This window comes from Qingshengfaniella alkalisoli, from assembly GCF_007855645.1.
Taxonomy (GTDB): Bacteria; Pseudomonadota; Alphaproteobacteria; order Rhodobacterales; family Rhodobacteraceae; genus Qingshengfaniella; species Qingshengfaniella alkalisoli.
The window spans coordinates 1,614,004-1,625,949 of the sequence record NZ_CP042261.1 but is presented as its reverse complement, the minus strand read 5'-3'; the positions used below and the strand labels follow the sequence as shown (position 1 = coordinate 1,625,949).

The window sequence follows — 11,946 nt, the reverse complement described above, 5'->3', positions numbered from 1 at the left end:
TTGTGTCAGGCGAGGATAGGCTGGAGGAAACCTATGAGGGAACGGGCGCCATGACAACTGAGGAAGCTACGGAAGGCGCGAAGCTGGACAAGCTGAACGCCAATATCGCGAAAATTGAGGCACTTTCGCAGCGGTTGGTGAACGCGATTGCACAGAGGCGCAGCATTGAACCCAGTCTGCAGGGGCCAGGGCAGGACGTTTTCTGGAAGGCGGCGACGGCATATTGGTCCGAATGGATGCGCAATCCGGCCCAGGTGATCGAGCAACAGGTCGGGTACTGGGGCAAGATGCTTGCGTATTATGTAGAGGCGCAGCAGGCGCTTGGTTCTGGTCAGATCGCCGCGCCGTCGGATGACACGCCGGATGATCCCCGGTTCTCTAACCCGCTTTGGAAGTCGCATCCGTATTTCAACTTCATAAAGCAGAATTACCTGCTGACTTCGGGCGCGATCGAACAGGCGTTGCAATCTCTCGACGGATTGGACGAGGCGGATCAACGGCGGGTGCGGTACTTCACGCGCCAGATGATCGACATGATGTCGCCTACCAATTTCCTTGCCACCAATCCTGACGCGCTGGAAAAGGCGGTCGAGACGGACGGGCAGTCACTTGTCGACGGGTTGGAAAACCTTGTCCGTGACATCGAGGCCAACCAGGGGGAAATTCTGGTGACGCTTGCCGATCCCAACGCGTTCAGGGTCGGCGAGAATCTGGCGACGAGCGAAGGGCAGGTCGTGTTTCGTAACCGCCTGTTCGAGTTGATCCAGTACGCGCCGCGGACGGAAACGGTACATAAAACCCCGTTGGTGATCTTTCCGCCTTGGATCAACAAGTTCTATATTCTGGATCTGCAGGAAAAGAACAGCCTGATCCGCTGGATTGTCGATCAAGGTTACACCCTGTTCGTCGTCAGCTGGGTCAATCCCGACCCGAGTTATCGCGATGTCGGAATGGATCAGTATGTCGAAGAAGGCTATTTGACCGCGATTGACCAGGTGAAGCAGATCACGGGCGAGGATCAGATCAACGCGGTCGGGTATTGCATCGCCGGCACGACACTAAGTCTGGCCCTGGCGTTGATGGAAAAGCGCAAGGACAAGTCCATCCGAGCGGCGACCTTCTTTACCACACTGACTGATTTCTCTGACCAGGGGGAATTCACCGCGTTTCTGGACGATGGTTTCGTGAATGGAATCGAGAAAGAGTCGCTGGCCAAGGGAATTCTCGATTCCTTCTTCATGTCTCGGACGTTTTCGTTTCTCCGGTCGCGCGATCTGGTTTATGGGCCTGCGATCAAGAGCTACATGATGGGGCAGGCGCCTCCCGCCTTCGATCTGCTCTACTGGAATGGCGACGGCACGAACCTGCCGGCCAAGATGGCGGTCGAGTATCTCAGGGGGCTGTGTCAACAGGATCTGCTTGCGACATCGGGGTTCACTATTTGCGGGGAAACGGTCACCAGCAAGCAGGTGAAGGTGCCTGTTTGTGCTATAGCCTGCGAGACAGACCATATTGCCGCCTGGAAAGCCAGTTACAACGGCATCCAGAAATTCGGCAGCCGCAGCAAGACTTTCATTCTGTCACAGTCGGGGCATATCGCCGGGATCGTCAATCCGCCCACAAAGAAAAAATATGGTCATTATATCAACGATAACGTCAAATTGCCGCCAGAGACATGGCAGATCGAGGCGGAGTTCCACCAAGGTTCCTGGTGGCCGCGTTGGGGAGACTGGCTGAAGGCGCGTTCCGGCAAGCAGGTACCGGCCAGGCCGCTGCCTGATTCGCCAGAACGCCAGCTTGGGGCGGCGCCGGGAACATATGTGCTGAAAAAATAGCTTGGCAAATCAGCGGCTTTACGGAAAGGAATGCTGCAGTGCAGAATAATCCTTGATTTGCTGCGGTGCAGCATTTATCTTCATTGGAGAGATGACAGCACGGCGGGAGTTCCCGCACATATTTCAAGGAGACTAGAATGCCTGCTGCCAAGACCAACGACATGACCAAAATGTTTCAAGAAATGATGGGTGCGTTCCCGGTGGACACCAAAGCATTCAAAGATGCGTTCAAAACGCAGGCCACGCTGAACGAGAAACTGTCGAAAGTCGCGATCGACGCGGCCGAGAAATCGACGGAAATCTCCAGCAAGTGGACCAGGGAAACCCTCGGTAAGCTGGGCGATGTCTATGCGGTTAAAGAAGAACCGAGGGACTATACCAAAGCGATCACCGATTTCGCGTCGCTTCAGGCGGAACTGACAGCTGAATCCATGGCTGCTTTCGCTGAAGTTGCGAAGAAGGTCCAAATGGAAACGGTTGAGCTTATGATGGCTGCCGGCAAAGATTTCAGTGAAGATGCGACGGCTGCCGTGAAACAGGCGACGTCGGAAGCGACATCTGCTGCCAAGAAGGCAACATCTGCTGCTGGCCGCTAAAATAACACAGATCTAGGCGCTTATCTTCTCCTCCTCCTCCCTCGTTAAGCGCCAAGATGGGCGAGCCTTAGGCTCGCCCTTTCTTTTTGAAACAACCTCGCCTAGTCTCGGTCTGACACAGTAGGGGGGCACACTGTTGGTTGAGTCGGACAAGCCGCTGTTGATCAAGCGCTACGCTAGTCGGCGCCTTTATAACACGGAAACAAGCGATTACGTTACATTGGAAGATATCGCGGGCTTCATCCGTGATGGGCGGGACGTCCAGATTATCGACTTGAAAAGCGGCGATGATCTGACTCGTCAGTATCTGCTTCAGATCATTGCGGAACATGAAAGCCGCGGCGAAAATGTCCTGCCAATTGGTGTGCTGAACGATTTGGTGCGTAGCTACACCACACAAGCCAATAGCGTCGTGCCGCAGTTTCTTGCCGCATCATTCGAGATGCTCCGCGATAGCCAGTCGAAGATGATGGAGAACTTCTCGACACTCACCAACCCGATGGGCGGTTTTGAGGCGATGCAACGCCAGCAGCAGGCGTTCTTGTCAACTTTGGTGCCCGGTTGGCCGGGTTCTACAACTGCCCCTACACCGGAGCAGCAAGAAAACGAGACGAACGACTCCGATCTTGGAGAGATCAAGAAGCAACTGGCGGCACTACAGGAACAGCTATCGAAAATGGACCACGGAAAGGGATAGTGCGGAGCTACGTGCCGTAGGCGCGACCCTGTCCGGCAAGCAATGCCGCGTCCAGTAATATCCGCGCGATTGCATCCAGTTCGCGCGGTGTCAGTCGTGCCGGCAGGCGCACGTCGCAGGTGCTCAGTAACATATCCCGCGTCTTGGGAAGGTCGTACTTCTCGGGAAGGAAGTTCCAGTTCCAGAAGGCGCGGGCGTTGTTTTCTGACCGACCGAAAATCTGTGCGGGAATACCGCGCACATTTGCTGCGTCCGCGAAGGTAAGCATTTGCGCGTCAGACATCCCGGTCAATGCAAACTGGATTGAGTCGGGCGCTCGCAGCTCTGGCGGCAGCGGCGCGGGAACGGAGAGCCAAGGAGATGTGTTCAGCAAGGCCGCGACATAGTCGTGATTGTGCCGACCGTCCAAGATTCTCCGGTCCAGCTCCTTCAACTGGGGGCGCAGCACCGCGGCTGAGAGGTTGTTCATTCGCATATTGTACAGCGGCAAACAGTTTTGCAGCTTTTCGGCTTCGGCGGCGATCAAATCGTGCTTGCGCCAGTTGTGTTCATAGGCGCCCGACATGATCACGGCACGCGCGATCAACTGCGCGTCATCCGTGACCAGCATCCCACCTTCGCCGCCATTCATCAGCTTATAGGACTGGAAAGAGAAACAACCAATCCGCCCAATCGTGCCGATGTTCTTCTCGTTCCATTTGGTCCCGAGTGAATGGGCGGCGTCTTCAATCACGGGCAGGCCCCGTGTCGCTGCCAACGCCATGATCTGATCCATGTCCGAGGTATGACCACGCATATGGCTGATCAGCACGGCGTCGGCATCGTCAAGTTTGGACGAAAAGTCGTCCATGTCGATCCGAAGGTCCGCTCCGCATTCGACCAAAACGGGAATGCAGCCCGCATGGATGACGGAGGATGGTACAGCCGCGAATGTGAAGGCGGGGACTAGAACGCGCGCACCAAGTGGCAATTCCAGCGCCTTCATTGCCAGAAACAGCGCGGATGAGCACGATGTTACTGCCAATGCGAAGCGGCAGCCCAGACGTTCCGCAAAATCACGCTCCAACAGCGCCACCGGTGATGTCGCTGCTGCATTATAACGAAACAGATCGCCCGATTGCAGGATACGGTCGATTTCGGCGCGGGCCTCTGCGGGGATGGGCTCGGCGCTATAAAGGTCAGGTGCTGCGTCGGTGAAAGGCATTTCTATCGCTTGATCCGCAAAACTGATCCTCATGATCTACTGTGTGGACTGTGACAGTTCCATGCAGCTTTCAAATCTTTTCGCCAATGTCAGACATTGAGCAACAGGTGCTCGCGCTCCCATGGTGAAATCTGTTCGAGGAATTCGTCGTACTCCATCGATTTCACGGTCTCATAAACACGACAGAAGCGTTCGCCGAGAATATCACGGAACGGTTTGGCTTCCTCAAACAGAGCAAGTGCAGCATCCATTCCGCGCGGTAGCTCGCTTTCCCCGTCATATGCATCGCCTGCAAGCATCGCCGTGGGATCTTTCTGATCGTCCAGACCCAGCAGGCCACAGGCGAGCGAAGCGGCGATTCCGAGATAGGGATTGCAGTCCATCCCGGCCAGGCGGTTTTCGACCCTGCGTGCTGCGGGGCTGGAAATCGGTACCCGGATGCCCGTCGTGCGATTGTCCGACCCCCATTCCAGATTGATCGGAGCGGCGTGGTCCTTCACGTAGCGTCGATAGCTGTTCACATAGGGCGCAAGGATCGCGATCGCCGCGGGCAGATGGTTCTGCAACCCTGCGATGAAGTGGAAGAAGGCCGGTGTCGGGTCGCCCGCTTCGTCGGAAAAGATGTTCTTTCCGCTACCCAGATCAACCACCGAATGATGCATGTGCATAGCAGATCCAGGCTCGTTCTCTATCGGTTTGGCCATGAAGGTCGCGAAGCAGTTATGCCGCATTGCCGCTTCCCGGATCAGTCGCTTGAAGAAGAAGACCTCATCCGCAAGCCGAATGGGATCGCCATGGCGTAAATTGATTTCAACCTGTCCGGCACCGCCTTCTTGCGTAATGCCGTCGATTTCCAGGCCCTGCGCTTCGGCGAAGTCGTAGATATCGTCGATCACCGGACCGTATTCGTCCACGGCCGAGATCGAATAGGCCTGACGCGCTGCGGCAGGACGACCGGATCGCCCCATCATCGGTTCGATCGGGTTTGCGGGGTCGATGTTGCGGGCGACGAGGAAGAACTCCATTTCCGGAGCGACAACAGGCGATAGCCCCCGCTTGCGATATTCCTCGACCACGCGTTTCAGTACGTTTCGTGGAGCAAAGGGGATCGGATTGCCGTCGCGGTCATTCGCATCGTGGATCACCTGCAGTGTCCAGTCACCCGTCCAAGGGGCCGCAGTTGCCGTGGAGAAGTCCGGGATCAGGTGCATGTCGGGCTCGGTAAAGCCTTCGTTATCCGGAACATCCGCCCAGCCGCCCGCGATGGTTTGATAAAAGATCGAGTCGGGCAGGTGAAACTTCGACTGATGCGCGAATTTGTTGGCGGGCATGGCCTTGCCGCGCGCGACACCAGAGAGGTCGGATATGATACATTCGACCTCATCCAGACGCCGACCGCTCAGATAGTCTTGTGCAGCCTGCGGTGTATTCTTTAGCCAGTCATACATGATTGGTTACCTGTTGGTTCGTCTATTGCCTGTTCAGCTTTCAGATCCGCGCGAACGCTAGCGGCGCGGGGAATGTCTCACAAGTGAGTTCTCAGCGAAGCAGGTTAGGGCGATAGCGCGTGCGGGGTCGCGAGCCCGCACTCAGATGGCGGTTCAGGTGCCGGTTGATGATACCGAAGATGCCGATCACGACCAATGTCACCAAGACGAAATAGCCCGCGACTATGGGGTAGGCGACGAAGGGGTTGAACGTCTTGTCCGCGAAGTAATTCGCGTAATACAGTGCATCGCCTTGCTGACGCCACGCCGGGAAGCCGGAGAAGAAAACCAGCGTCGTCGCGTGGAACAGGAAAATCGCCTCATTCGTGTAGGCGGGCCAAGCCAGTCGCAACAGGGTGGGCCATGTGATGCGGCGAAACTTGGTCCAGCCGGACATGCCATATGCTTCCGCTGCTTCCAGATCACCTTTCGGGATGGATTGAAGTGCACCATAGAATATCTGCCCGGCATAAGCCGACGTGTTCAGGAACAGCACGATCAGCGCCCCGGCCCAGGCCCGCGTAAGCCAGCCGGTTTGGACGGTGATCTCTACAAAACCCAGATGAATGGGGATGCCGGCCTTCGGGAGCATCACGAAAGCTTCATAGGCCAGAAAGAACTGGATGAAGAGAGGCGAGCCTCGAAACAGGAACACGAACCAGTCGCAAGGCTTGCGTAGGAACGGATTACGACTGCTCTTGCCGACTGCCACAGCGGTCGCCAGAAAAAATCCCGAAAGTAAAGCCAAGGCGCCGAAATAGACATTCCAGAGCAAGCCAGATGCAATTAGCGTAAACTGATCGCACAGGGTGAAGTCGCTGCGTGGAAGAAGGCGCTCGCCGATACCGATGGACCGCAGGGCATAGTGCTGGATGGTTTCGAAACAGCTCATGCTGCGGCTGCCTTTCGCAGTTCTTCACCGCCCAACGTGGCTTGACCGTGGCTCATGCGGCGCATCAGCCGGGCGAAGACCCGCTCGGAAATCGCGGTGAGCAGCAAGTAGAACACGAGCAAACCCATAAAGTAGTAGAGCCGCCAGTCGCCATGCGGATAGGTAAAGGCTGATGTTTTGGCACTGCCAAGCTCGCGCGCCCAGTAAACGATGTCTTCAACGCCCAGAAGGAACAGAAGCGGGGTAGCCTTCACAAGGATTTGCCATAGATTGGACAAGCCGGGCAGGGCGTAAACCCACATCTGCGGTACGACGATTCGCCAGAAACTTTGGCGATGGGTCATGCCATAGGCCTCGGCCGTTTCCACCTGTGATCTCGGAACCGCTCGCATCGCTCCGTAAAGGACACTTGCGGCAAAGGCGCCAAATACTATCGCAAAGGCGATCACCGCCAACAAGAACCCGTAGGTCTCATGTATCCATTGTGGTGAGGTCGATAGCGGCAGCTTGGCCTGGGTGCAGACCACGAAATCGCTGCCCTGACGAACGGGTGCGTCCCAGTCGGGGCATTTCGCGTGATGCCTGAGCCATTCTAGCCCCTGATCCAGTGCAATTGGCACGAACAGGAAGAAGATGATGTCGGGAACACCGCGCACCATCGCGGAGTATGTTTTGCCGAACCAGCGCAATGGCGGAATGTGGGACCTGGCCGCCATCGCGCCGCCGAATCCGAACAACAGAGCCACCGGCGCAGTGATTGCGAGTAGGGCAAGAACCGTCCCAAAGGAGGCGTAAAACGCCAGATGCTTGCCTGTCGTAAGGTAACAGGCAAGCCAAGCGGCTTTCTCGAGCGTTTCTGGTTCGGTGCAGAATGAAAACATGTCCGTATGGAGGCGCGGATGTTCCGCGCCTCGCTTGTCTTAGAACTGGGCCATTCCGGGCAGCCATTCGGCGATCAGGGCATTGAGCGTGCCGTCATCCTTCATGGACTGGATCGCGGCGTCGAACTTCTCCTTCAATTCGCCGTCGGATTCGCGAAGTCCGATGCCGATTCCGCCACCGAGCAGAACGTCTTCGCCGACAAACATCAGGTCGCCACCGGATTCACCTACGATCGGATCGAGGAAGGCTTTGTCGGCCAGAACCGCGTCAGCCTCTCCGTTGCGCACGGCACCAACCGCTTCGTCAGGCGTAGCAAATTCGATCAATGCAGCGCCGCTTTCCGCGACATGGCTGGCTTGGATCGTGCCGGTCTGTGCTGCGACGACACCGCCTTCCAGATCCACATCTTCCATCGCTGCGGCATAGGCCGATGGATCGGGTTGCGTATAGTTCTGGCTGAAATCGATGACCTCGTCACGTTCTTCGGTGATCGACATACCCGCGATGATCGCGTCGTAGTTGCCGGAAACGAGGTTCGGGATGATTGAATCCCAATCGTTGGTGACCCACTCACAGGTCAGTTCAGCGCGTTTGCACAGTTCATCGCCCAGAACCCGCTCGAACCCGTCGACTTCGCCATTGTCATTTATGAAGTTGTACGGAGGGTAAGCGCCTTCCGTTCCAAGACGAACCGTCTGGGCGCTGGCGAAAGTCGCGCCAAGTGTAAGCGCGGCGGTCGCGAGAAGGAGGGTTTTCATCGATATCTCCATTGTTGGACTTTTGCTGGTTGTTTTAGGCTCAGGCCGAAACCGTCGCCGATAGAAACTGTTGTAGCCGTTCCGACTTGGGCGCGCCAAACAATTGCTCGGGCGGGCCTTCTTCTTCTATCAGGCCCTTGTGTAGAAAGACCACGTGATCGGACACGTCGTGCGCCATGCGCATGTCATGGGTGACGATGATCATGGTGCGGCCCTCTGCAGCCAAGTCTTTGATAACTTTTACGACTTCTTGTTCCAACTCGGGGTCGAGCGCCGAGGTCGGTTCATCGAATAGCAATGCCTTTGGCTCCATGGCAAGTGCGCGTGCGATGGCGGCGCGTTGCTGCTGTCCCCCGGACAGTTGCGCGGGATATACGTCGCATTTGTCGCCAATCCCGACTTTGTCCAGCAGACGGCGCGCACGGTCTTCAACCACGGCACGATCCTGCTTCAGAACATGCACCGGCGCTTCCATGACGTTATCTAGAATAGACAGATGCGCCCACAGATTGAACTGCTGAAACACCATCGAAAGATTCGTTCTGACGCGCAGGACCTGTCTGCGATCCGATGGCTGCCGTGAGGGGCCGGAGCCCTTCCATTTGATCGGCTCGCCTTCGAACATGACATCGCCCGACTGGCTGTCCTCAAGCAGGTTGGCGCAGCGCAGAAGTGTGGACTTTCCGGAACCGGACGATCCGATGAGCGACACTACATGCCCGCGGGGTGCGGTCAACGAGACGCCTTTAAGGACCTCCAGATCAGCATAGGATTTGTGAAGATCCCGGATTTCAATGACTGGTGTCGATTTTTCCAAAACGGCGGCCCTATTCACTCTTAGGGACCGATTACGCTGTAAACTGGTCGAAAAAGCAACCGTCTCCATCCCATGACGCTGCGAGATGGGCGGTATTTATGAACGAGTTTCGTGCCAGTTGCTGGAATTTGTTGCCCCTTCGACTCGAAGCCGGGCCAAATTGCTGTCGCGGTCATTCACGCCAAGGAAATGCGCGACCATGCGTAGCAGGGAATCTTCTTCTTCATCGCGCATCCCGTCTGCCAAAACGACGCTCCAAAGTGCTTCGATGACAGCGGTACGTTCTTCATAGGGGACGGCGTCCTTGATAGCGCGCGTGAAGCGCACCGTGTCAGGAGCCTCGCCTTCCAGTGTTTCAGCATCGCTGCGAAGCTTCGTGGCTTCAAAAGGCGACAGGGCATAGCGCGCCGCCAGAATCCGGTCGATGCGGCGTCTTTCTTCCGCAGAGTAGTCGCCGTCGGATCGGGCCACGCGCACCAGTAGCGCGGACATGGCCAGGCTAGCGTCGGTCGGGTCGAGCGATCCGGTGTCTTCGGAAAGAAGGTTCTTCAGCAATCCTGCAAACATAAACTGGACATATGGGATTTCGCGTCAACGGCCAAGGGCCACTTCGCCGCTTCACCAATTCTTGCGCTGTACCACCGATCCGTTAATATTTCCGTAGAGTTAAACTCTAGCGGAGGTGTATCCGTGAAGTGGTCCTTTATATTATGCTTGGCTGTTTTATCGGCCTGTTCCTCGCGCCCTGCGACCAGTGATGCGACCCAATGGTATGGATCAGACGAAACAAGCGCCGGGGCGGACCGGGCGCTGGGTCGCTGCCAAGCGCAGTCTGAACAGGATTACGCCACACTTCTTGCTTACGGCGACCGTGCGAACCAACGACTGCAAAACGCGCGCCTGATGTCCGGGATGACCGAACCTCAAATCCGGACACGGCTGATAAACGGCTGCATGGCCTCTGAAGGATACAGTTTGGTTTGACCGCGCGACTGACCCAGTCAGTGTGTCAGACTAACCGGCTGTTGTCCTTGGCCGCGCGGACGAAATCCTTGAACAGCGGATGCGGATCGAAGGGCTTTGATTTCAGCTCTGGATGGAACTGGACGCCGATGAACCACGGGTGATCCTTGACCTCAACAATCTCAGGCAGACGGCCGTCAGGTGACAGTCCGGAGAAGGTCATACCCTTCTTTTCCAGTTCCTCGCGATACTTGATGTCGACTTCGTAGCGGTGGCGATGGCGCTCCTCGATGGTCGTGGTCCCGTAAACTTCGGCAACCTTCGAGCCCTTGGAGAGACAGGCCGTGTAAGCGCCCAAACGCATGGTTCCACCCTTGTCGTCATCTTGCCTGCGCTCGACACGGTGGTTACCCTGCACCCATTCTTTCAAGTGGTAGACCACGGGCGTAAAACGCTTCTCGCCAGCTTCATGGTCGAATTCTTCGGATCCGGCATTTTTCATGTCCGCGAGGTTTCTAGCGGCTTCGATCACGGCCATCTGCATGCCAAGACAGATGCCCAAATAGGGGATCTTGTGTTCACGGGCGTACTGGGCCGCCTTGATCTTGCCTTCGGTCCCGCGCTCACCGAAGCCGCCCGGAACGAGGATTGCGTGGAAGCCTTCCAGATAGGGGGAGGGATCTTCGCGTTCGAATATCTCCGCATCGATCCATTCGGCTTTCACCTTCACGCGGTTGGCCATACCGCCATGGGTGAGGGCCTCTGCGATGGATTTGTAGGCGTCCTCAAGTTGCGTGTACTTTCCAACAATGGCAACGCGCACCTGACCTTCGGCGCGTTCGATGCGGTCTTGCACATCTTCCCAACGCGAAAGGTTGGGTTGCGGCGCGGGCGAGATGTTGAAGGCATCGAGAACCGCCTGATCCAAGCCTTCGCGATGATAGGCAAGGGGCGCCTGGTAGATCGATTTGAGGTCCTGAGCGGCAATAACTGAATCGGGTCGCACATTGCAAAACAGTGCGAGCTTTTCGCGTTCCTTTTCCGGGATAGGCCCTTCGGAGCGGCAAACCAGAACGTCCGGGGCCAAACCGATGGAGCGCAACTCTTTCACGGAGTGCTGCGTCGGCTTCGTCTTCAATTCACCCGATGCCGCGATATAGGGCAGTAGGGTGAGATGCATGAAAACACACTGGCCGCGCGGGCGATCCTGGCTGAACTGACGGATGGCTTCGAAGAAGGGCAAGCCCTCGATGTCCCCGACGGTGCCGCCGATCTCGCAAAGGCAGAAATCAACCTCGCCTTCACCGATTGCGATGAAATCCTTGATCTCGTTGGTGACGTGGGGAATCACCTGAATTGTCTTGCCGAGGTAATCGCCGCGGCGTTCCTTCTCCAGCACGTTGGAATAGATACGGCCGGACGACACCGAATCGGTTTTTCGCGCCGCGACGCCAGTGAAGCGCTCATAGTGACCAAGGTCGAGGTCGGTTTCCGCGCCGTCGTCGGTGACGAACACCTCGCCGTGCTCGAAAGGCGACATGGTGCCGGGATCGACGTTCAGATACGGGTCCAGCTTGCGCAGTCGCACGGTAAAACCGCGTGCCTGCAAGAGCGCGCCGAGAGCGGCCGAAGCAAGACCTTTACCCAGCGATGAAACAACACCGCCGGTGATAAATACATAACGAGTCATGGGCCGGAGAACCTCCCGCGTGCTAGGTTGTTTGGGCCGCGCTAATCCATCCCGGTCCGCAGCATCACGGGATTAGAGATATAGCGGATTCGATGAGCCGCCGCAACATCCTGTGAACGCTACGA

11 protein-coding genes are annotated in these 11,946 nt (G+C 56.8%); 3 read left to right on the top strand and 8 right to left on the bottom strand.

Annotation, left to right across the window (positions count from 1 at the left end):
- Positions 1-50: 50 nt before the first annotated feature.
- The 3 genes from FPZ52_RS08165 to phaR all read left to right on the top strand — a co-directional run bounded on the left by FPZ52_RS08165 (position 51) and on the right by phaR (position 3,128).
- Positions 51-1,835, top strand: coding sequence for a PHA/PHB synthase family protein (locus FPZ52_RS08165; protein ID WP_146364979.1), 1,785 nt, complete (start codon positions 51-53; stop codon positions 1,833-1,835).
- 137 nt (positions 1,836-1,972) lie between these two features.
- Positions 1,973-2,431: a phasin, PhaP gene (locus FPZ52_RS08160; protein ID WP_146364978.1), complete on the top strand. Its 459-nt coding sequence runs from the start codon at positions 1,973-1,975 to the stop codon at positions 2,429-2,431.
- A 136-nt stretch (positions 2,432-2,567) separates the two neighbouring features.
- Positions 2,568-3,128: a polyhydroxyalkanoate synthesis repressor PhaR gene (gene phaR / locus FPZ52_RS08155; protein ID WP_146364977.1), complete on the top strand. Its 561-nt coding sequence runs from the start codon at positions 2,568-2,570 to the stop codon at positions 3,126-3,128.
- Between the two features lie 7 nt (positions 3,129-3,135).
- On the opposite strand, the gene FPZ52_RS08150 is transcribed toward phaR, so the two are convergent.
- The 8 genes from FPZ52_RS08150 to FPZ52_RS08115 form a co-directional block, all read right to left on the bottom strand.
- The gene (locus FPZ52_RS08150; protein WP_146364976.1) at positions 3,136-4,332 is read right to left on the bottom strand and encodes a DegT/DnrJ/EryC1/StrS family aminotransferase; all 1,197 of its coding nucleotides are present in this window, start codon (positions 4,330-4,332) and stop codon (positions 3,136-3,138) included.
- Between the two features lie 89 nt (positions 4,333-4,421).
- Positions 4,422-5,780, bottom strand: a complete 1,359-nt coding sequence (locus FPZ52_RS08145; RefSeq protein WP_146364975.1) for a glutamine synthetase family protein — start codon at positions 5,778-5,780, stop codon at positions 4,422-4,424.
- A 91-nt stretch (positions 5,781-5,871) separates the two neighbouring features.
- Entirely contained in the window at positions 5,872-6,711 is an 840-nt protein-coding gene (locus tag FPZ52_RS08140; RefSeq protein WP_146364974.1) for an ABC transporter permease, read from the bottom strand.
- Positions 6,708-7,592 (bottom strand): ABC transporter permease, encoded by an 885-nt coding sequence (locus FPZ52_RS08135; RefSeq protein ID WP_146364973.1) that lies wholly within the window; start codon positions 7,590-7,592, stop codon positions 6,708-6,710. Before FPZ52_RS08135 ends, FPZ52_RS08140 begins: the two co-directional genes overlap by 4 nt.
- Positions 7,593-7,631: 39 nt before the next feature.
- Complete coding sequence (locus FPZ52_RS08130) at positions 7,632-8,351, bottom strand: transporter substrate-binding domain-containing protein (protein WP_146364972.1); 720 nt, start codon at positions 8,349-8,351, stop codon at positions 7,632-7,634.
- A gap of 40 nt (positions 8,352-8,391) precedes the next feature.
- A complete protein-coding gene (locus FPZ52_RS08125; RefSeq protein ID WP_146364971.1) occupies positions 8,392-9,168 on the bottom strand; it encodes an ABC transporter ATP-binding protein in 777 nt (258 codons plus the stop codon).
- A gap of 96 nt (positions 9,169-9,264) precedes the next feature.
- Positions 9,265-9,735 carry a tellurite resistance TerB family protein gene (locus tag FPZ52_RS08120; protein ID WP_146364970.1) on the bottom strand — a complete coding sequence of 157 codons (471 nt, stop codon included), beginning with the start codon at positions 9,733-9,735 and terminating at the stop codon, positions 9,265-9,267.
- 442 nt (positions 9,736-10,177) lie between these two features.
- Complete coding sequence (locus FPZ52_RS08115) at positions 10,178-11,821, bottom strand: CTP synthase (protein WP_146364969.1); 1,644 nt, start codon at positions 11,819-11,821, stop codon at positions 10,178-10,180.
- Positions 11,822-11,946: the final 125 nt, after the last annotated feature.

Excerpts from the sequence above, each read along its gene's own strand:
- FPZ52_RS08165 (WP_146364979.1), top strand. The coding sequence starts at position 51 with ATGACAACTGAGGAAGCTACGGAAGGCGCGAAGCTGGACAAGCTGAAC.
- FPZ52_RS08160 (WP_146364978.1), top strand. The coding sequence starts at position 1,973 with ATGCCTGCTGCCAAGACCAACGACATGACCAAAATGTTTCAAGAAATG.
- FPZ52_RS08150 (WP_146364976.1), bottom strand. The coding sequence starts at position 4,332 with ATGCCTTTCACCGACGCAGCACCTGACCTTTATAGCGCCGAGCCCATC.
- FPZ52_RS08145 (WP_146364975.1), bottom strand. The coding sequence starts at position 5,780 with ATGTATGACTGGCTAAAGAATACACCGCAGGCTGCACAAGACTATCTG.
- FPZ52_RS08140 (WP_146364974.1), bottom strand. The coding sequence starts at position 6,711 with ATGAGCTGTTTCGAAACCATCCAGCACTATGCCCTGCGGTCCATCGGT.
- FPZ52_RS08135 (WP_146364973.1), bottom strand. The coding sequence starts at position 7,592 with ATGTTTTCATTCTGCACCGAACCAGAAACGCTCGAGAAAGCCGCTTGG.
- FPZ52_RS08130 (WP_146364972.1), bottom strand. The coding sequence starts at position 8,351 with ATGAAAACCCTCCTTCTCGCGACCGCCGCGCTTACACTTGGCGCGACT.
- FPZ52_RS08120 (WP_146364970.1), bottom strand. The coding sequence starts at position 9,735 with ATGTTTGCAGGATTGCTGAAGAACCTTCTTTCCGAAGACACCGGATCG.
- FPZ52_RS08115 (WP_146364969.1), bottom strand. The coding sequence starts at position 11,821 with ATGACTCGTTATGTATTTATCACCGGCGGTGTTGTTTCATCGCTGGGT.